Below are 20,843 nucleotides of genomic sequence, written 5' to 3' on the forward strand. Positions count from 1 at the left end.
AATCGGCTTCGCCGCAAATTTTGAGCGATTTGTCAAGTGTTTTTAAAAAAAGTGGGTGATTTTTTTGAGATAGGGTCTGAAAGCCTTATAAAATCAGGGCTGAAGATTCCGAGAAGTTATAATAGATGAAAGGAGGATTAGCCGATGGAAATTGAAAGAGTCTGGGCAGTTTATTTCAGCGCTACAGATACAACGAAGAAAATTGTGACGGTTTTAGCCGGGGAGGCGGCCCGAACACTGCGTGCAGAGTACTGTGAATATGACTTTACGCTGCCTGCTTCAAGAAAGGATCTCCTTGTTTTTGGACCCCGGGATCTTGTGATCTTCGGGACGCCGGTATATGCGGGGAGAGTGCCAAATGTTCTGCTTGACTTTCTGAAAGAGTATATCAAGGGAAATCATGCCTGTGCGGTGCCGGTCACGGTTTACGGCAACAGAAACTATGACGATGCCCTGATCGAGCTTCGGGATCTTTTAGAGCAGAACAGGTTTCATACTGTGGCAGCAGCAGCTTTCGTGGGCGAACACTCTTTTTCGGATACCTTGGGCAGAGGGCGGCCGGATAACAGGGATGTGAGCCTTATAAGGGAGTTTGCATTCGGGCTCTGCGAACGTTTGAAGAGGACTGAAAAAGAAGATTACAGCCGTCCGGTATACGTAAAAGGGATCCGGAAGCCATACAGAGGCTATTACCGGCCCAGAGACAGAAAAGGAAAATTCATTGATATCAGAAAAGTAAAGCCCTTAACCTCCGGGGACTGTGACGGCTGCGGAATCTGTGCAAAAGTCTGCCCCATGGGTTCTATAAGGCGTGAAGATGTTGGGACAGTGGACGGGATCTGCATTAAATGCGGGGCCTGTATCAAGAAATGCCCGAGACATGCAAAATATTATGAGGATGAAGGGTATCTGTACCATAAGACAGAATTGGAAGAACAGTATACAAAGAGGGCTGAGCCTGAGATTTTTTTCTGAATACATAGTGGGAGGAACGGATGATTAAAAATGTGATATTTGATATAAGAAATGTTCTTGCAGATTTTGGGTAGGAGAGATTATTTTTGAGGCTGGGTTTTGAAGGAGAAGCATTTTATTCGCTGGCGCCGGAATATAAAGAGCAGATTGACCTGCTCTATGAGCGCATTCACGAGATGACCGAAGAATATTCTTATGCATCCGGAAGAGCCTGTCTTTATCGATGATATGGAGGAAAATATTACCGCGGCAAAACTATATGGATACGAAGGAATCGTATTTAAAAGCAGGAAACAAACAGAGAAAAAGCTTGCAGAGCTCAGCATCTGAAAATAAAGATTGTGCTTTTTATAGTTCGTTTATTAAAAAATATCAGGATATTCTCAGAGAATATCAAATTTCTCCGGAGCTGGTCCCGCTGGAGATTACGGAAAGCGTCATGTCAGAGGCTGAGGTGCTGCTGAGAAATATTATAGATGAATATCACAGCATTGGTTTTTCTGTGCTTATGGATGACTTTGGAACGGGCTACTTTTCCATGACGATGCTTGGCACCATGCCGATCGATGTGCTGAAGCTTGATAAAAGTTTGTGGACGATATCGGGGAGAGCAAAGGAGAGAAGATCGTAAGGAGCATTATTGATCTGTCGAGAGGTCTGGGTATCCGTCTCACGGCGGAGGAGGTCGAGACAGAGGAGCAGTACAAATTTTTGAGGAAACTGAAATGTGATGAAATCCAGGGATATTATTTTGCAAAGCCAATGCCGGGCGCTGATTTTCAAGCTTTATTGAATACTGACAAATAAAGTACAGAAAAATATACAATAATTTTAAAAAAAAATGAAATTTCCTCTTCCATTTTAGGGCCAGACGTAATATAATAGCAAAAGCGGGGCATGGCTCAGCTTGGTAGAGCGCGTGGTTCGGGACTACGAGGTCGCAGGTTCAAATCCTGTTGCCCCGACTGCTGAAAGCATCAGACGAAAGTCTGGTGTTTTTTCATTTCATAGGAAAGTTCTACGACCTTCCCTATGAAATAAAAACGCTCTGCGAGCTGTACACAGATGCATAAGGAAATTATTTGACTGCGTCAAATCGTATCTGGCACGCAAAGTTGTCAAGCCCCTCAAAGAATGAGGGGGTGGGAAGATGAGGTGGGCTTGACCACTTTGTCCTTTTGAAAATCCTGTTGCCCCTTGTTATCTTTTTTTTCACGTCGTATAATAGTATTTTGTGGGGCAGACTGTTTTCTGCCGTTCAGAACAGAGAAAAATAGGGAGAATTATTTTATATGAAGAAGAAAAAATTAGGCCTGCTGATCCGGCTGCTGATCGGTATCACAGCGGGTATGCTGATCGGCTCTGCCGGAGATATATTCGGCGTCGGGGATACGTTTATCTTTAAAGGCGTAATCCGTCTTTTTGTTACTTTTACTACATTGTTCAGTACATTTTTAAATTTTATTATTCCGCTGCTGATTCTTTCTTTTGTGGCCGCAGGACTGGCCGACCTGGGGAAGAAGGCCAATAAGCTGTTTGGGGTGACTCTGCTGCTCGCATACGCATCTACGGTGATCGCAGGGATCAGTGCATTTTTTGCGGGAAAGGCACTTCTTCCTTCCCTGATTCAGCGGATCACCGACAGCGAGATCCAGACCAGGTCTTTTGAAGCCATCTTTGCGATTCAGGCTGATCCGGTGTTCGGAGTTATGACGGCTCTGATCCTGGCGTTCCTTTTAGGACTTGGAATCGCAAACAGTAAAAATGATACGCTGCTGCTTTGTTTAAAGGATCTTCAGGAGATCATCACCAAGACATTAAACAAGATTATCATACCGATGATCCCGTTTTACGTGGCAGGGCTGTTCAGTAAAATAGCAGCCGAAGGGAAGCTGCTTCCGACCATAAAGATGTTTGTTAAACTGTATGTGATGATCCTGATCTTTCAGTGGCTTTACATTGCATTTCAGTTTTTGATATCCACACTGTTTACGAAAGAGAACAAGTTTAAGAATTTAAGAGGCATTGCGCCGGCGTATTTTACGGCACTGGGTACACAGTCTTCCGCATCGACGATCCCGGTAAACCTTGAAAGCAGTAAGGACAGCGGTGTGTCAGAAGATATTGCAGACTTTGTCATTCCATTATGTGCGACGATCCATCTCTCCGGAGACACGATCTGTCTGGTAATCGGTTCCATGGGTATTATGCTCGCCAACGGACTGACGCCGACATTGTCCATGTTTCTTCCGTTTATTTTTATGCTGGGTATTACCATGGTGGCGGCTCCGGGAGTTCCGGGAGGCGGAGTCATGGCGGCTCTCGGCCTCATCAAATCTATGCTTCATTTTACAGACCCGATGAGCCAGCTGATCATTTCTCTTCATTTTTCCCAGGACAGCTTTGGGACGGCCTGCAATATTACGGGCGATCAGGCAATCGCTTACATGGTCGACAGCATCGACAGAAAAAACGGAGAAAAGAAATAGGGAATGGAAAAAAGAAAGGAATTATTTACCAATAAGGATTTGAAAAAGCTGATCATTCCGCTGATCATCGAACAGCTTCTGACGGTAACCGTGGGTCTTGCCGACTCCATTATGATCTCCAGCGTGGGAGAGGCGGCGGTCTCAGGGGTGTCTCTGGTGGACAGCATCATGATTCTGCTCATCAACATGTTTTCGGCTCTGGCCACCGGGGGAGCCGTGGTGGCAGGCCAGTATCTGGGCCAGAAAAAGCACGTGATGGCCTGCAAGACCGCAGACCAGCTGATCTTATTTATTTCAGCCCTGGCTGCGGTGATCATGGCCGGCATTTATGCAATGAGAGGCTTTATCCTCCACGGAGTTTTCGGGGCCATTGAACCGGCAGTCATGCACAGCGCGGAAGTTTATCTTCTGATCGTGACGGCGTCGATTCCGTTTCTGGCAGTTTACAACGGATGTGCGGCCTTGTTCAGGACTATGGGGAATTCCAAGACAGCCATGCAGATGTCACTCTTTATGAATGCTGTCAATATCATAGGCAACGCTGTCCTGATCTACGGTGTGGGAATGGGCGTGGAAGGAGCGGCGATTCCTACGCTGGCATCCCGGGTAATCGCTGCGGCAGTGATCCTTGTGCTTTTGAAAAACAGGAATCAGGCAGTCCATATCAGCAGAAATTTTAATTTCAAGTTCAAAGGTTTTTTGGTCGGCAGAATATTGAAGATCGGTGTCCCCAACGGGGTGGAAAACAGCATGTTTCAGCTTGGAAAGATTCTTGTTTTAAGCCTGGTTGCCGGGTTTGGGACTGCATCGATCACGGCCAATGCAGTCAGCAACATGGTGGCTATGTTTGAGATCATCCCGGGAATGGCAGTAGGGCTTGCGGTGCTGACTGTTGTATCCAGATGTGTAGGTGCCAATGATTATGAGGCAGCCCGGTATTATACAAAGAAACTGTTAAAGATCGCCTACGCTTCCCTGATCGTGTTTAACCTGTTTATTGTTGCCATGCTTCCTGTGATCATCCGGGCATATCATCTGTCGCCGGAGACCGCGGCCATTACAAGAAAGATCTTGCTGTACCACACACTGTGCTGTGTGACGATCTGGCCTGTTTCCTTTACTCTGCCCAATACTCTCAGGGCTTCCAATGATGTAAAGTACACGATGGTCACCGCAATCATTTCTATGTGGATCTTTCGAATCTTTTTCAGCTTTGTCCTCGGGAAATGGCTTGGATGGGGAGTGTTTGGAGTATGGGTCGCAATGACACTGGACTGGGCGGTGCGGGCCGTGCTTTTCCTGATCCGGTACATAAAAGGCAAGTGGCAGTACAGGACGATTTAACTTGACAAGAACGAGACAATCGTGTAAATTAATAGGCATAAGCTATTGGTTTGATAGATAAAAGTTATTAATTCAGAACGAAAGCAGCAATATTGGGAGATTATCATGTCAGCAAAAGGTAAAATGACAAATACATATGGTTTTTCATTTTATTTCTGGGGTTATTATTTTAATCCCGGCTTTTTGCGCTACAATGAATCATCTCCTGAAATCCGGTAGAAAGATCCATCGGTAAAGATCATTTTTAGGACCTGTATTCTTGTAGTGGAATACAGGTCCTTTTTTATTTCATAGGAAAGGTCTACGACCTTTCCTATGAAATAAAAACGCTCCGCGGGTTGTGCACAGATGCGTAAAGAAATTATTTGCCTGCGGCAAATTGCATCTGGCACGCAAAGTTGTCAAGCCCCTCAAAGAGTGAGGGGTTGGGGCGTTGAAGTGGGCTTGCCCACTTTGTTCACCGGAAGACTGCATTGCAGCAATCGCAGGCAAAAATCTATTTCATTATCAAGGAGGAAAGGTACAATGATCATTATTTTAAAGAGTGGCGCCAGGAAGCAGCAGATAGAGGCATTAAAGGAGGAGATGGTATCCCAGGGCTTTGCCATTCATGAATCTGCAGGGATCAACACCCAGCTTTTAGGGCTGATCGGGGACACATCCAAGGTCGATGTCGACCATGTGATGGCAAATGATATTGTGGAGACCGTGCAGCGGATTCAGGAACCATACAAGAAGGCAAACAGGAAGTTCCATCCGAATGACACGGCTGTGGATATCGCGGGAGTAAAGATAGGCGGAGGAGAGTTTCAGGTGATCGCCGGTCCGTGCTCCATTGAGACGAAAGAGCAGATGACAGAAGTGGCACAGAAGGTAAAAGAAGCAGGAGCAGGTCTTCTGCGCGGAGGGGCATTTAAGCCGAGGACATCACCTTACGCTTTCCAGGGGCTCCACGATGAGGGGCTCAGGCTTCTGCTGGAGGCTAAAAAAGCCACGGGTCTTCCCGTGGTGACAGAGATCATGGATGCCGGCCATCTTCCTCTGTTTGAGGGTGTGGACCTGATCCAGGTGGGAACCAGAAATATGCAGAACTTTGAACTGTTAAAAGAACTTGGCAAGATAGATAAACCAATTCTTTTAAAGAGAGGAATGGCCTGTACCATTGACGAGTGGCTTATGAGCGCCGAGTACATCATGGCAGGCGGGAATGAGAACGTGATCTTGTGTGAGCGGGGGATCAGGACTTACGAGACCGCGGTGAGAAATACGCTGGATCTGTCCGCCATTCCGATGATCAAGAAGAAATCCCATCTCCCGGTTATCGTAGATCCTTCTCACGCCACAGGCATCCGTTTCATGGTAGAGCCTATGGCCCTTGCCGCCATTGCGGCGGGCGCCGACGGCCTGATGGTAGAGGTACACAACAATCCGGCCAAGGCACTTTGCGACGGCCCTCAGTCACTGACACCGGAAGGATTTGACCATATGATGCAGAAGGTGATGAAAACAAGAGACTTCTTTCAAAATTTATAATCTTTTGTTATACTGGTTCCAGACTTATTTGAAAAGAAAAGGAATCAGGACAAAGGAGCAGCAAAATGAAAGTAATCGTCGGACTGGGCAATCCCGGAAGACAGTATGAACGGACCAGACACAACATCGGCTTTGAAGCCATTGATTATATTGCCGGGAAAAACCAGATAGAAATTTCTTCAAAAAAGCATAAGGCGCTCATCGGAAGCGGATACTTAGGAGGACAGAGGGTACTGCTCGTAAAGCCGCAGACCTTTATGAACTTAAGCGGGGAGAGCCTTCGGGGAATCATGGACTTTTACAAACTGGAGCCTTCAGACTTTATTGTAATATTCGATGATATTTCTCTGGACGTAGGGCAGCTCAGGATCAGGAGAAAGGGCAGTGCCGGAGGCCATAACGGGATCAAGAGCATCATCAGCCATCTGGGAAGCATGGATTTTCCGCGGGTAAAAATAGGAGTCGGAGAAAAGCCCAAGGGATATGATCTGGCAGACTACGTGCTGGGCCATTTTTTAAAGAATGAACTGGAAATTTATGATGATGTGTTTCCGGATGTGGACAATGCGGTGAAACTTATGGTGATAGATGACATATCCGGGGCTATGAACCAATATAATAAAAAAGCGAGGAAGTAACCGCAGCAGAAAGTAAGGAATGAGACGTGTTAGATCATATTTTTGAGAATGATGCAGTGTTTGAACAGATAAAAACAGGCCTTGAGAACAATCAGGGCCCTGTTTTAGTGTCAGGATGTACGGACGGGGCAAAAGCCCATCTGGTCAGTGCACTGAGAGGAAAAAAGAAGCGCGGTAACTATAAGGTGATCGTGACAGCAGATGAGAATAAGGCCAAGGAGTGGGTGGAAAACTATCGGTTCTTCGGGGAAGACGCCGTCTACTTTCCTGCCAAAGACCCGCTGTTTTACAGCGCCGACATCCATGGAAATGCCATTGCAAAAGAACGGCTCAGGGGGATCGAGAGTATCATTAAAGGACAGGGAGGTGTCTTCGTCCTTTCTGTCGACGCCCTGATGGACCGGGTTGTACCCCTTGCGGAGATCAAGAAAAACCGGGTGATGATCAGCCTGGAGACAGAGGTTTCCGAGCAGGAGATTACGAAAAAATTTACCGCTATGGGATATGAGAGGACTCCATTTGTAGAGGCGGCCGGAGAATTTGCGGTCAGGGGCGGGATCATCGACATTTACCCGTTTACATCGGACTGCCCGTACAGGATTGAACTCTGGGGGGAGGAGGTCGATTCGATTCGCAGTTTTGATGCCCAGAGTCAGCGGTCCATTGAAGAAGTAAAGAGTCTGACGGTCTATCCTGCCACGGAGATTGTTTTAAGCGAAGAACGGATCTCACAGGGACTAAAAAAGATCGAGGCCGAGTATCAGGACTTGAAAGAGACGTTCCACAAAGCCTTTGAGACGGACAAAGAGGTCAGGCTCACGAAGGAATTTCAGAGGATCAGAGAAGAGCTCTCGGAACTTTCCATGCTCATCGGAGTAGAAGGATATCTTCCGTATTTTTATGACAGGCTGGTGTGTTTCCTTGACTATTTCCCGAAAAATACCGCGGTCTATGTGGATGAGCCGCAGCATGTGGAAGAGAGGGGACGGGGCTTTTTCCTGGAGTTTACGGAGAGCATGAAAAGCCGTTTGGAGGCCGGATATCTGCTGCCGGGGCAGATGGATACGGTAGCTTGTTTTGACGAGGCTCTGAACCGCCTGCTGAAACAGCCGGCCGTTTTCTTGGCTTCACTGGCATCTGAGGTGAAGGCTGCGAAGGCGGCAGACACATTTTTCATGGAGACAAAGTCTGTCCAGTCCTACAACAACAGCTTTGAGCAGCTGATCAAGGACCTGAGAAGGTACCAGAAAAAAGAATATCGGATTCTTGTTGTCTCCCCTTCGGTGACCAGAGCAAAGCGCCTGGCTGAGGATATGAGAGACAGCGGACTGACTGTCACATACGATAAGAAACCGTCAGAAGATATGGTTCCCGGACAGATCGTCATCACGCCAGGCAAATTAAAGAGCGGCATCGAATACCCGGAGACGAAATGGGTGCTGATCTCTGAGAGCGATATTTTCAGCGGAAGGAAAGAAAAACGCAGGAAGAAAGCCGCTTTTAAGGGAAAAGGCGAGAAGATAAAGAACTTCGCGGATATTTCCATCGGCGACTATGTAGTTCATGAAAAGCACGGCGTCGGAATCTACCGGGGAATTGAAAAAATCACCGTAAACAACGTCGAGAAGGACTATATCAGCATCGAGTATAAAGGCGGGGACAATCTGTTTATTCTTGCCTCGGCCCTGGACCAGATCGCAAAATACGCCAGCGCCAATGCAAAGAAGCCCCGGCTTAACAAGCTGGGAGGGAATGAGTGGAAGAAGACCACGAAACGGGTCAGGGGCCAGGTGCGTGAAACCGCCAAAGAGCTGGTGGAGCTGTATGCGGTCCGGCAGGCCAAAGAAGGGTATGTCTATGATAAAGATACGGTTTGGCAGAGAGAGTTTGAGGAAATGTTTCCTTATGAGGAAACGCAGGACCAGCTCAATGCCATAGAGGACGTGAAGCGGGACATGGAAAGTACGAAAATCATGGACCGGCTCATCTGCGGGGATGTGGGATACGGAAAGACGGAAGTAGCCATCCGGGCGGCCTTCAAGACTGTGACCAACGGAAAACAGGTGGCATATCTGGTACCTACAACGATTCTTGCCCAGCAGCACTACAATACATTCTGCGAGCGCTTTCAGAATTATCCGATGACCGTCAGGGTGATGTCCAGATTCTGTACTCCCAGGGAACAGAAAGAGACGATGGAAGGCCTGAAAAAAGGAATCGTGGATGTGGTCATCGGGACACACCGGCTCCTTTCCAAAGACGTGAAGTATAAAGACCTGGGACTTTTGATCATAGATGAAGAACAGCGTTTCGGCGTGGGACATAAAGAGAAGATCAAGACACTGAAGAAAGATGTGGACGTGCTTTCTCTCTCCGCAACACCGATTCCGAGGACGCTGCATATGAGTCTGATCGGGATCAGGGATATGAGCATTTTAGAGGAACCTCCCCACGACCGAAGAGCGATCCAGACTTATGTGATGGAATACAACGAGGAGCTCGTAAAAGAAGCAGTCCACCGGGAGATGACGAGAGGCGGTCAGGTATACTATGTATATAACCGGGTCAATAACATTGCGGAGATCACGAGTGAGCTCCAGAAACTCCTGCCCAATGCAAAAGTGGCATTTGCCCACGGACAGATGCGGGAGAGGGAACTTGAAAATATCATGATGCAGTTTATGGAAAAGGAGATCGACGTGCTCGTCTCCACGACTATCATTGAGACCGGGCTGGATATACCGAACGTGAACACGATGATCATTCATGACGCCAACCAGCTGGGACTTTCCCAGTTATATCAGCTCAGGGGACGCGTCGGGCGCTCCAACCGGAACGCATTTGCATTTTTAATGTACAAAAGGGACACTTTATTAAAAGAGACAGCGGAGAAAAGGCTCCAGGCGATCCGGGAATTTACGGACCTGGGATCGGGATACAAGATCGCCATGCGGGATCTGGAGATTCGGGGAGCGGGAAATCTGCTGGGGGAAGAACAGTCCGGCCATATGGAAGCGGTGGGATATGATCTGTACTGTAAGATGCTCAATGACGCAGTGCTGAGACTCAAAGGAGAACTTTCAGAGGATACGGATTTTGACACGACACTGGATCTGAATATTGATGCCTTTCTTCCATCCGCCTATATCAGAAACGAAGTGGAGAAGCTGGAGCTTTATAAACGGATATCTGCCATCGAGACGAAGGATGAGCTGGAAGATATGCAGGATGAGCTCCTGGACCGTTTCGGCGATCTCCCGGCAGCGGTGGTCAATCTGCTCCATATCGCTCTGTTAAAATCTATGGCTCACCACGCCTATATGACGGATGTGAAACAGAAGGGCGAGAAAGTATTCTTTGAGATGAATCCGGAGGCAAATGTGCAGGTGGAGAAGATCCCGGATGTGCTGAACGAATTTCCGAAGGAACTCTCTGTCAGTGCCGGGGAGCATCCTGTATTTGTACTGGATCTTTCATCCGCGAAGAAAAGCGCATGGCTTTCAAAGATTGAACATTGTGTAAACTCATTGGATGCGTTGATTATCAGATCGTAATGTAGTATAATCCAAAATGGAAATAAATTAAACGGAGGAAACGAAGAATGAAACGTGTAGCGAAGAAGATTGTATGTCTTGCGGCGGTTATGGCTTTGTGCGCGGCCTTATTGGCAGGCTGCAAGAAGCAGGATGACAAGACGCTGTTTGAATATGCAGGAAATAAGGTGACCTATAAGGAAGCCCATGTATATGCCAGGATCATGCAGTACAGCGCAGAGCAGCAGTACGCATCCTATTTAGGCGATAAACTGTGGTCTACCCAGGTCGGTACCGATAAAAAGGGCAAAAAGATCACAATGCAGGATTCAATTAAAGACAATGTCATCAACCAGATCAAGACTGTAAAAGTATTGGCCGACCACGCAGATGACTACAAGGTAAAGCTTACTTCGGATGAGAAGAAACAGCTGGACGAATCCGTAAAATCTTTTACAAAAAATGAACTTGGAAAACGTGTGATGAAGGTGACCGGGGCAGACAAAGATTACATCAAGGAAATTCAGCAGGAAAATCTGATCGCCCAGAAGGTTATGAATGCGATCATTGAAAAGGCAGATGTGAAAGTGACAGACGACGAAGCGAAGACCGTAAAAGTATACAAGCTCGTTTTCACGACGAAGAAAACAGACAGCAAGACCGGCAAAGAAGTAGCTATGACTGCAAAAGAAAAGGCAGCTCAGCAGAAGAAAGCCAAAGAAGCGTTGAAGGCGATCAGGAAAGGTCAGAGCGTCAAGGCAGTAGCCAAGAAGTATAAAGTCGACACAGACAACGAAGAAAGCTACACAAAGGGAAAAGCAGCTCTCGGAACCAAGTTTGAAGATGCGGCTTCCAAATTAAAGAAGAATCAGGTCAGCGGCGTAGTCGAGACAGACGATGCGTATGTCATCATCAAGATGCTGAACCCGAATGTAAAGAGTGAGCTTGCCACATCCAAGAGTACGCTTCTGCAGGAAAAACAGCAGGAAGCATACCAGAAGGTATATAAAAAGTGGACGAAGGATGCAGACAAGGAGTGGGACGATGACAAGAGCATCGATCAGGAACTGTGGAAAAAGATCACATTTAAGTATAAGGCAACGACTACAGCTACCGAAAAAACGACCACAGAAGCCACAACCACAGCAAAGCAGAAAGCAACGACAGAGAAGAAAAAGTAATACAGCTCTTTGTGAAAGGCAGCCCATGATCCGGCTGCCTTTTTCGTAAAGATCAGAGAAAAGGAGGCAGTGTATGGAATTTCAGATCGGCGATGTGATCAAAATGAAGAAACCTCATCCGTGCGGGAGCAATGAGTGGGAGATATTGAGGGTCGGCATGGATTTCCGGCTGAAATGTACGGGCTGCGGCCGGCAGGTAATGGTGTCAAGGAAGCTCGTGGAGAAGAATTTCAGGGGATTTGTGAAAAAAGCTTGCGGTTAAAAGGAATTTATGGTAACATATCAACTTGTGATATATAAATTTATCCTTGCTCTTGGCAGAAGATCAAGAGCCGAAAAGACCAGAAGGAGGTGCAGATAACATGAGTAAATATGAACTCGCATTAGTCGTGAATGCTAAGATCGAAGACGAAGCAAGAGCGGAAGTAGTGGAAAAAGCAAAAGCTATGATTACAGAAGCAGGAGCTGAGATCACGAATGTCGATGAATGGGGAAAGAAGCGTTTAGCTTACGAGATCCAGAAGATGAGAGAAGGATACTACTACTTCATCCAGTTCGACGCAGAGACAGAAGTTCCGGCTGTTTTAGAAGAAAAACTTCGAATTACAGAAAATGTATTACGTTATTTAGTCGTAAAACAGGATGCCTAACACTTTGATAGGCAGGAGGAATCCAATATGAATAAAGTGATTTTGATGGGCCGTCTAACCAGAGACCCGGATGTGAGATACTCACAGGGTGAGAGAGCGACGGCAGTTGCAAGATATACTTTAGCTGTAAACAGGAGATTCAAGAGGGATGGCGAACCGGATGCAGACTTTATCAACTGTGTCGCATTTGGACGTGCCGGCGAATTTGCCGAGAAGTATTTTCGCCAGGGAATCAAGATTGTCATCTCAGGAAGAATCCAGACAGGTAGTTACACCAACAAGGACGGAATCAAGGTCTATACCACCGACGTTATTGTAGAAGAACAGGATTTCTGCGAGAGCAAAGCGGCAACTGACCAGTACAACGGAGGAGGAATGCAGACAGCAAATCCTTCGAAGCCGCCGCAGCCGAGCCAGGCCGCAGGAGACGGTTTTATGAACATTCCGGACGGATTGGAAGAGGAACTGCCATTTAGTTAAATTAGGAGGTTTAATCATGGCTTATAATAGAGGTGATTCTCCAAACAGGAGAAGAGGCGGACGCAGAAGAAGAAAAGTATGTGCATTCTGTACAGAAGCCGATGCCGTTATCGATTACAAAGATGTAGCGACATTAAAGAAATATGTTTCTGAGAGAGGCAAGATCCTGCCGAGACGTATCACAGGAACATGTGCAAAGCATCAGAGAGCTGTCACAAGCGCGATCAAAAGAGCAAGACATCTCGCTTTAATGCCTTACACACAGGACTAATAAAAGACAAGCCGCCGTATCCCTATGGATATGGCGGTTTTTTTGACCTTGCCTGCCAGTCATGCTATAATGAAAAATACAATATTTGAATCCGAGGTTTAAGGAGCCGTATCATGAAAAATAAAAATACAAGTATAAGCGTCAGCAAAGATATCGTCTGGCCCGTTCTGGCCGGACTGTTGTTTTTGATGGCAGACATCCTGGTGTTTTCCATTGACGTGAAGTCCGGGATCATCCTGGCCTGTTTTGTACTGATCTTCTTTTTGTTTTCCGTGCTTTATTATCCGTATTATAAGAAGAAGATGACACAGGAAACGATGGACTTTTTATTCGAGCAGAGCCGGGTCCAGAACCATTTGATCAAAGAGTTGCCCCTGCCCTATGTGCTGATTGGCGGGGACGGGGATATCATGTGGTATAATCAGGCATTTGAAAAGATTTTGAACGGGAAGAACATTTCCAAGCTTCAGCAGATGTTCCCCGAACTGGACAAGAATCTGCTTCCGTCGGAGATGAATCACGCAGTCTCCCACGTGAAAAAAGAGATCAGGGAGAAAGAACAGGAAATGACCTGCTTTTACAAGATCGAGTTTGTGAGGATCCAGATGGACAGTCTTATCGATGAGGAGACAGAGAGCAAGTCCAAACAGTGGCTCAGAGACCAGTCGATGATTGCCGCCTATATCTTTGACCAGACCATGCTCAAGATGTATATGGAGCAGAACGAAAATCAGCGGATGGTGGTCGGACTGATCTATATTGATAATTATGATGAACTTCTGGACAACGTGGATGAAGTAAAACAGTCCATGCTTCTGGCGCTGACAGACCAGAAGATCAATAAATTTATCCAGAATATTTCCGGCATTGTCAAAAAGACGGAGAAGGATAAGTATTTGATCATCTTTCAGCAGAAGTATCTGGAGAAAGTCAAAGCCGAGAAGTTTCATATTCTGGAGGAAGTCAAGAGTATCAATCTCGGAAGCAGCGGCAATATGACGCTGAGCATCAGCCTTGGGATCAACGGTCAGAGCTACCAGGAAAACTACGAGGCTGCATGCACGGCCATGGACCTGGCTCTTGGACGGGGCGGCGACCAGGCGGTGATCAAGGACGGCGAGGATATTTCCTACTACGGGGAGAATGCCGCCGTAGTTGAGAAAAATACGAGAGTCAAAGCCAGAGTCAAGGCCCACGCATTGAGAGAACTTCTGGAATCCAAAGAAAATGTAGTTATTATGAGCCATAAAATACCGGACCCGGATGCCATGGGGGCTGCGGTGGGATTATACCGCCTGGGGCTTTCTCTGGGCAGAAAGGCCCACATCGTCATGAATGAGGTGACGATTTCGGTGCGCCCGATCATGGAAGAACTGCTGTCGTGTGAAGAATACGATGAGGACATGTTTATCTCCAGCGATACGGCCAGGGAAATCACGGATGACAACACCCTGCTGATCGTTGTGGACGTAAATCATGCAAGCTATACCGAGTGTGAAGATCTGCTGGAACAGACCAATACGATCGTCATACTGGACCACCACAGGAAAGGAAAAGAGACGATCAAGTATCCGGTCCTCTCTTATATCGAGCCTTATGCCTCTTCTACGTGCGAGCTGGTGGCGGAGGTTCTTCAGTATATCACTACGAAGCCTAAGCTTCTCCCGGTGGAAGTCAATGCCATGTACTTCGGCATGCTGATTGATACGGATAATTTTGTCAACAAGACAGGGGTTCGGACGTTCGAAGCGGCGGCGTTTCTGAAACGGAGCGGAGCAGACTTAAATAAAGTACGGAAAATGTCCAGGACCAGTATGGACTCATACAGAATCCGGGCAAAAGCGGTCAGCGATGCTGAGATCATGTATGGTTCCTTTGCCATTGCTACTCTGGTGGGGATCGGCATCGACAGTCCGACGGTGGTCGGGGCCCAGGTGGCCAATGAACTTTTAGATATTGACGGAATCAAGGCATCCTTTGTATTGACCGGCGTGGAAGAGCGCGTCTATGTCAGCGCCAGATCAATTGACGAGGTGAATGTACAGAAGATTATGGAGCAGTTCGGAGGAGGAGGCCATCTGACCGTGGCCGGTGCCCAGATGGTCGATGTTTCCCTGTATGACGCAAAACAGATCATCAAGGGGACTCTGCAGTTTATGAAAGAGGAAGGAGACATATAAAATGAAAGTTATTTTATTGCAGGATGTAAAAAATGTAGGAAAGAAAGACGATATCGTTGAAGTAAATGACGGATACGCAAGAAATGTGCTCCTGCGCAAGGGACTCGGCGTGGAAGCCAGCAAGAAAGCGGTCAACGATCTGAAGCTTAAGAAGGCCAATGAAGACAGAGTGGCAAAAGAGAAATTAGAGGAGGCAAAGAAATTTGCCGGGGAACTCAAAGAAAAGGAAGTTATCTTAAAGATGAAAGTGGGAGAGGGCGGAAGAACCTTCGGAGCCGTATCTACAAAAGAGATCGCAGAGGCTGCCAAAAAGCAGCTGGGCTATGAACTGGATAAAAAGAAGATGCACACAGAGCCGATCAAAACACTCGGGGTACACAATATTGAAGTGAAAGTGCACCCGAAAGTGACTGCCACATTAAAGGTAAAAGTACAAGAGGATAAATAAAGACAATGGATGAGGCATTTATCAAGAAAATACAACCCAACAGCATGGAGGCAGAGCAGTCTGTCATAGGTGCCATGATCATGGACAGGGACGCGATTGCCGATGTTTCCGATATTGTCACCAAAGAGGATTTTTATCAGAAGCAGAACGGGATTCTGTTTGAATCGATGACAGAGCTGTATAAGGAGGGGAAACCCGTAGATCTGGTCACCCTCCAGAATAAGCTGAAAGAAAAAGATGTGCCGGAATCCATGAAAAGCCTGGAGTTTATAAGGGATCTTCTGGAGGTGGTGCCTACCTCTGCCAACGCCAAGCAGTATGCCCGGATTGTGAAAGAAAAGTCCACCCTGCGAAAGTTGATCAGGGTTACGGAGGAGATCACGAAGGACTGTTATCTTGGAAAGGAAGAGGTTCCACAGATCCTGGAAAAGACGGAAAAGGACGTGTTTGGTCTCCTGCAGGAGGCCAGCGGCCGTGAGGATTTTGTCTCTATCGATCAGGTTGTATTAAACACGCTGGAGAGCATAGAGGAAGCGGCGGCCTCCGATGGAAGGATCACCGGGGTTGCCACAGGGTTTGATGATCTTGACTTTAAGCTTACCGGCCTTCACCCGTCGGAGCTCATTATGGTGGCTGCAAGGCCTGCCATGGGTAAGACTGCATTTGTCTTAAACATCGCCCAGCATGCTGCGGTAAGAAAACAGGTTCCCACAGCTATATTCAGCCTGGAAATGTCCAAGGAACAGCTGGTGACTCGTATGATCTCCATGGAGGCCATGGTGGACTCTCAGGCGATCCGTACCGGAGAGCTTCAGGAGAGCGAGTGGGAGAAGATCATGGAGAGTGCCGGGACCATCGGGCGTTCCCCTCTGATCATCGATGATACTCCGGGAATCACTGTGGCGGAATTAAGGTCCAAATGCCGCCGTTATAAGCAGACCTACGGGCTGGGCCTGATCATCATCGACTATTTGCAGCTGATGTCCGGAGGGAAAAAGTCAGAGTCAAGGCAGCAGGAGATCTCCGAGATCTCTCGTTCCTTAAAGGCGCTGGCCAGAGAGATGGATGCGCCGGTTATTGCCCTGTCACAGCTGAGCCGTATGGTAGAGCAGAGGAAACCGCCCAAGCCGGTCCTTTCCGACTTGAGGGAATCCGGTTCCATCGAGCAGGATGCCGACGTCGTTATGTTCATCTACAGGGATGACTATTACAACGAAGACTCTGAAAAAAAGGGTCTTGCAGAGATCATTGTGGCAAAACAGAGAAATGGTTCCACAGGAAGCGTGGAACTTGTCTGGTTAGGACAGTATACGAAGTTTGGAAATAAAGAGAGAGTCAGGATGTAGCCTGCAGATTATGATAGAAACCGTCGTCTTTTAGAGGGCGGTTTTTCTTGTCCCGCAAAGAGCCCCCACCTTATAATAAATTAAGAAGAAAGGAAGGGACTTATGAAGGAAAAAAGACGAATGATTTCTGAAGCAGCCAAAGAATTAGGGTTAGAAACCTATACTTTAAGGGCCTGGGAGGAAGAGCTGAAGCTTAATATTCCGCGGAATGACAAAGGCTACCGTTACTATGGGGAAAAAGAACTACATACATTTATCAAGATCCGTGATATGAGGGATGAGGGTATGAGCATGGATGAAATCAAGGAGGCTCTGCCAAAGAATGTCATTCCCTTTCCCGCAGGCGGGAGCAGTGTGGGTCCGCAGGATAAAATGGAACAGTTCCAAAATGTTATGGTTAAGATTATGGGACGGGCCTTAAACGAACAGAAAAATCAGCTGAGCCGGGAAATCGGAGATCAGGTTACCAGGCAGGTGGCAAAGGAAATGGATTATCAGTTCCGTCAGAAGGAGGAGTCGGAAGAGAAGAGATTCCAGAAGCTGGACGAGCTGATCCGCCTGCAGCAGCAGAGCAGGGAAGAAATTGCAGCTACAAAAGAGAGAGGCTTCTTTTTTAAGAAGAAAAAAAGAAACCGCGAATAATCATCATCGCAAACAAAAAAGAGATGCCGGGCGGCATCTCTTTTTATGTATCGATTATTCCTGGCTGATAGCGCCGGTTGGACATCCGTCTGCGCAAGCTCCGCAGTCTAAGCATGTATCTGCATCGATTACGTACTGTCCGTCCCCTTCGCTGATAGCTCCTGCCGGGCAAGTACCTTCGCAAGCGCCGCAAGAGATACAAGCGTCTGAAATTACATATGCCATATCTATATTCCTCCTTTAAAAAGTTGTGTATGAAATGGCGGGTGACCCGCCTTCCAGGTACTTTTCATTTTAATATACTTAATATACAATATCAAGGGAATTCCGGTGAATTATTGTATTTTTAATTATAATGTATTATACTAAATAAGATTCTTCTTCAGGGATTTATGGAGAAGAACGGCGACTGTTAAGAATGGAGGTATTATAAATGAATACAATCACAAAGGACATGGTGATCGGTGACCTGCTTGCCATCGATGAAAACTTCGCGGCTATTTTAATGGCATCCGGCATGCACTGCGTGGGCTGCCCGTCTTCTCAGGGAGAGACACTGGAAGAAGCTGCTTTTGTTCACGGAATGAATGTAAATGAACTTCTCGGCAGACTGAATGAATATATGGAGACAAAACAGGCCTGACGCCCTGTCACCGTAAGATTTAGAGGACAACCTTCAGATGAGATTCTGGAGATTGTCTTCTTTTTTTGCCCTGATTTATATTTTGCGGTGCGTTGCGCAATCGGATTGCGCATGCTTGTGATGAGCAATTCAATGAGCAACTTTGGGACCCAATTCAGATTGTTTTAGTGGGTATTACAGGGTTACAATTTAAGAGTACTAAGAATGAAATGAAAATAAAAAGAAAAGGAGTGATAATGTTTGAAACGCGACATGATTTACAAAGACCTGATCCAGCTGGATATGGAAGCGGCAGACACCGATGACTTTTTTGACAAGATGGCCGCAAAACTTGAAGAACTTGGTTTTGTAAAGAGCTCATTCGTGGATGCGATCAAGACAAGAGAGAAAAACTTCCCGACGGCATTGGCGGTAGAGCCGTATCCGGTGGCGATCCCTCATGCAGATCCGGAACACATCTTAAAGCCTTTCATCGCGCCGGTCAGATTAAAAGAACCGGTCAAGTGGTGTGAAATGGCGGCAAACGATGTGGAACATGATGTGAAGTTTATCTTTATGCTTGGCTTTAAGCGTTCCGACGAGCACGTGGAACTGCTTCAGATCCTTGTGGCAAACTTCCAGGATGAGTCCCTGATGGAACGCCTGATGGATGCAAAAACCAAAGAAGAGTATATGGAAGCGATTCTTTCCATGGAAGGACTCTGATCACAGAGTGAAAGTAAATGAAAACAAGGGTTTATCTCAAGAAAGGAAATAAAAATTATGAAAAAGATTATTGTAGCATGCGGAAGCGGAGTAGCAACATCTCAGACAGTAGCAAGCAAGGTGAATCGTTTATTAAAAGAAAATAAGGTAGACGCTCAGGTGGAAGCGGTAGATTTAAAATCCGTAGACCGCTATATGGATTCAAGCGTGGCATATATCGCGATCACAAAAATCGACAAGGAGTATCCGATTCCGGTCATCAACGGAATCGCATTCTTAACCGGTGTAGGTCAGGATGCAGAATTGAAAAAACTGATCGAAGCATGTAAATAAGAGGAGAAAAACTACAAAAGACACATCGTAAGAGGATGAAAGGAGAGATTGTATGCAAGTATTGAGTTCAGTTGTCAACTATCTGTTAAGTTTGGGGGCGGCGATTTTCGTTCCTATCATTATCATTATCGCCGGACTAATCGTTCGGATGAAAGTAAAAGATGCAGTTTCCGCAGGTATTACACTGGGTGTGGCATTTACCGGAATGACGATGCTCATTTCCTTTATGACAGACACCATTAGCCCGGCAGCACAGGCTATGTTAAAGTCAACGGGTATTTCACTGCCGATCGTTGACGGAGGATGGACCACGATGTCAACCATCTCATGGTCCTGGCCGTACGCATTCTTAATGTTCCCGCTGCTGATTATTGTCAATGTCATTATGCTGGTAATCAATAAGACCAATACATTCAACGCCGATCTTTGGAACGTATGGGGAAAGATCTTTACGGCAGTTGCCGTTGTAGCAATTACAAAACCGCATTTCGGAGCGGCAGGTTCCGTTGCATGCGCATTTGTGGTAGCAGCAGTTCAGATCATATTTGAGCTGAAAGCCGCAGATATGCATCAGCACAGGATCGAAAAGCTTTCCGGTATCCCGGGAGTTACCTGTACTCACAAGATGACCTTTTTAGGCGCTGTGATGTATCCGATCGACTGTATTTTAAAGAAAGTACCTGCACTGAACAAACAGTTTGACGCTGCCGCATTGAAAGAAAAAGTCGGTATTTTTGCTGAGAACCATATCCTTGGATTTATTCTCGGTATCATCTTTGGTGTTCTCGCAAGATACAGCGTGGCAGACACTTTGACACTGGCCATCAAAGCCGCAACTGCGCTGACCCTGTTCCCGGTTATCACAAAATACTTCATGCAGGCCCTGGCTCCGATTTCAGAGGCAGTCAGTGACTTCATGAACAAGAAATTCTCAGGAAGAACTCTTGTAGTAGGACTTGACTGGCCATTCCTGGGAGGCTCCAATGAGATCTGGCTGGCAGTCATTTATTCTGTGCCGATCACACTGCTGTTCTCTATGTTCCTTCCGGGCAACGAAATCCTTCCGTTTGCGGGAATCATTAACATCGCCCTTGCTGTGCCGGCATTCCTTGTAACAGGAGGAAACCTGATCCGTATGATTATTCTGTGTACTATTTTCGCACCGGTCTTCTTATGGGTTGGTACTGCATTCGCGCCGTTTATGACAGATCTTGCACGTACTACCGGAGCCGTATCTCTGAAAGCGGGAGAAATGATCTCCAACAGTTCCATCGACGGACCGATCCAGACCTATGCCTTCTCACATGTGTTTAAAATACTGGACGGAGATTTTATTCCGCTGGTAATCCTGATCGTCTGGGTCGTATGCTTCGTAATGTATTACAGAAGCCTTGTCAAAGAGGCAAAACAGGAAACAAACAACTAATTTGAAGGACATAGAAGAGGAGATAG

21 protein-coding genes, 1 tRNA gene and 1 pseudogene are annotated in these 20,843 nt (G+C 46.7%); 22 read left to right on the forward strand and 1 reads right to left on the reverse strand.

Annotation, left to right across the window (positions count from 1 at the left end):
- Positions 1–144 precede the first annotated feature (144 nt).
- The 18 genes and pseudogenes from QGT46_RS07600 (at position 145) to QGT46_RS07685 (ending at position 17,710) form a co-directional block, all read left to right on the forward strand.
- Positions 145–975 carry a 4Fe-4S binding protein gene (locus tag QGT46_RS07600; RefSeq protein ID WP_024728773.1) on the forward strand — a complete coding sequence of 277 codons (831 nt, stop codon included), beginning with the start codon at positions 145–147 and terminating at the stop codon, positions 973–975.
- Positions 976–1,061: 86 nt separating this feature from the next.
- A complete protein-coding gene (locus QGT46_RS07605) occupies positions 1,062–1,202 on the forward strand; it encodes a hypothetical protein (protein WP_301590210.1) in 141 nt (46 codons plus the stop codon).
- A gap of 32 nt (positions 1,203–1,234) precedes the next feature.
- Positions 1,235–1,782: pseudogene (locus QGT46_RS07610) on the forward strand (EAL domain-containing protein).
- A gap of 84 nt (positions 1,783–1,866) precedes the next feature.
- A tRNA-Pro gene (locus tag QGT46_RS07615) sits at positions 1,867–1,940 on the forward strand.
- A gap of 327 nt (positions 1,941–2,267) precedes the next feature.
- Positions 2,268–3,464, forward strand: coding sequence for a dicarboxylate/amino acid:cation symporter (locus QGT46_RS07620; protein ID WP_148459708.1), 1,197 nt, complete (start codon positions 2,268–2,270; stop codon positions 3,462–3,464).
- Between the two features lie 3 nt (positions 3,465–3,467).
- On the forward strand, positions 3,468–4,808 hold the full coding sequence (locus tag QGT46_RS07625) for an MATE family efflux transporter (RefSeq protein WP_024728770.1): 1,341 nt from the start codon (positions 3,468–3,470) through the stop codon (positions 4,806–4,808).
- A gap of 525 nt (positions 4,809–5,333) precedes the next feature.
- Positions 5,334–6,341 (forward strand): 3-deoxy-7-phosphoheptulonate synthase, encoded by a 1,008-nt coding sequence (gene aroF / locus QGT46_RS07630; RefSeq protein ID WP_148459707.1) that lies wholly within the window; start codon positions 5,334–5,336, stop codon positions 6,339–6,341.
- Positions 6,342–6,406: 65 nt separating this feature from the next.
- Positions 6,407–6,979, forward strand: a complete 573-nt coding sequence (gene pth, locus QGT46_RS07635) for an aminoacyl-tRNA hydrolase (RefSeq protein ID WP_148459706.1) — start codon at positions 6,407–6,409, stop codon at positions 6,977–6,979.
- 26 nt (positions 6,980–7,005) lie between these two features.
- Complete coding sequence (gene mfd, locus QGT46_RS07640; RefSeq protein ID WP_148459705.1) at positions 7,006–10,533, forward strand: transcription-repair coupling factor; 3,528 nt, start codon at positions 7,006–7,008, stop codon at positions 10,531–10,533.
- Positions 10,534–10,580: 47 nt separating this feature from the next.
- On the forward strand, positions 10,581–11,693 hold the full coding sequence (locus QGT46_RS07645; RefSeq protein ID WP_148459704.1) for a peptidylprolyl isomerase: 1,113 nt from the start codon (positions 10,581–10,583) through the stop codon (positions 11,691–11,693).
- A gap of 73 nt (positions 11,694–11,766) precedes the next feature.
- Positions 11,767–11,955 carry a DUF951 domain-containing protein gene (locus QGT46_RS07650; protein ID WP_024728765.1) on the forward strand — a complete coding sequence of 63 codons (189 nt, stop codon included), beginning with the start codon at positions 11,767–11,769 and terminating at the stop codon, positions 11,953–11,955.
- 100 nt (positions 11,956–12,055) lie between these two features.
- Positions 12,056–12,343: a 30S ribosomal protein S6 gene (rpsF, locus tag QGT46_RS07655; RefSeq protein ID WP_024728764.1), complete on the forward strand. Its 288-nt coding sequence runs from the start codon at positions 12,056–12,058 to the stop codon at positions 12,341–12,343.
- Between the two features lie 27 nt (positions 12,344–12,370).
- Entirely contained in the window at positions 12,371–12,823 is a 453-nt protein-coding gene (locus QGT46_RS07660; RefSeq protein WP_006567634.1) for a single-stranded DNA-binding protein, read from the forward strand.
- A 16-nt stretch (positions 12,824–12,839) separates the two neighbouring features.
- Complete coding sequence (rpsR, locus tag QGT46_RS07665) at positions 12,840–13,094, forward strand: 30S ribosomal protein S18 (RefSeq protein WP_006567633.1); 255 nt, start codon at positions 12,840–12,842, stop codon at positions 13,092–13,094.
- Positions 13,095–13,207: 113 nt separating this feature from the next.
- A complete protein-coding gene (locus QGT46_RS07670) occupies positions 13,208–15,274 on the forward strand; it encodes a DHH family phosphoesterase (RefSeq protein WP_148459703.1) in 2,067 nt (688 codons plus the stop codon).
- Position 15,275: 1 nt separating this feature from the next.
- Complete coding sequence (gene rplI, locus QGT46_RS07675) at positions 15,276–15,722, forward strand: 50S ribosomal protein L9 (protein ID WP_148459702.1); 447 nt, start codon at positions 15,276–15,278, stop codon at positions 15,720–15,722.
- Positions 15,723–15,727: 5 nt separating this feature from the next.
- A complete protein-coding gene (gene dnaB / locus QGT46_RS07680; RefSeq protein WP_024728761.1) occupies positions 15,728–17,068 on the forward strand; it encodes a replicative DNA helicase in 1,341 nt (446 codons plus the stop codon).
- A 102-nt stretch (positions 17,069–17,170) separates the two neighbouring features.
- Complete coding sequence (locus QGT46_RS07685; protein ID WP_148459701.1) at positions 17,171–17,710, forward strand: MerR family transcriptional regulator; 540 nt, start codon at positions 17,171–17,173, stop codon at positions 17,708–17,710.
- Between the two features lie 54 nt (positions 17,711–17,764).
- Here the strand turns inward: QGT46_RS07685 and QGT46_RS07690 are convergent, their stop codons facing one another.
- Entirely contained in the window at positions 17,765–17,935 is a 171-nt protein-coding gene (locus QGT46_RS07690) for a DUF362 domain-containing protein (protein WP_006567628.1), read from the reverse strand.
- Between the two features lie 208 nt (positions 17,936–18,143).
- Between QGT46_RS07690 and QGT46_RS07695 the strand changes: the two genes are divergently transcribed.
- The 4 genes from QGT46_RS07695 (at position 18,144) to QGT46_RS07710 (ending at position 20,817) form a co-directional block, all read left to right on the forward strand.
- A complete protein-coding gene (locus tag QGT46_RS07695) occupies positions 18,144–18,353 on the forward strand; it encodes a DUF1858 domain-containing protein (protein WP_006567627.1) in 210 nt (69 codons plus the stop codon).
- A 240-nt stretch (positions 18,354–18,593) separates the two neighbouring features.
- Positions 18,594–19,058, forward strand: coding sequence for a PTS sugar transporter subunit IIA (locus QGT46_RS07700; protein ID WP_024728759.1), 465 nt, complete (start codon positions 18,594–18,596; stop codon positions 19,056–19,058).
- A gap of 57 nt (positions 19,059–19,115) precedes the next feature.
- The gene (locus QGT46_RS07705; RefSeq protein ID WP_006567625.1) at positions 19,116–19,391 is read left to right on the forward strand and encodes a PTS sugar transporter subunit IIB; all 276 of its coding nucleotides are present in this window, start codon (positions 19,116–19,118) and stop codon (positions 19,389–19,391) included.
- 52 nt (positions 19,392–19,443) lie between these two features.
- Positions 19,444–20,817 (forward strand): PTS galactitol transporter subunit IIC, encoded by a 1,374-nt coding sequence (locus QGT46_RS07710; protein WP_009289368.1) that lies wholly within the window; start codon positions 19,444–19,446, stop codon positions 20,815–20,817.
- Positions 20,818–20,843 lie beyond the last annotated feature (26 nt).

It is taken from the genome of Anaerostipes faecis (assembly GCF_910574135.1).
Classification (GTDB): domain Bacteria; phylum Bacillota; class Clostridia; order Lachnospirales; family Lachnospiraceae; genus Anaerostipes; species Anaerostipes hominis.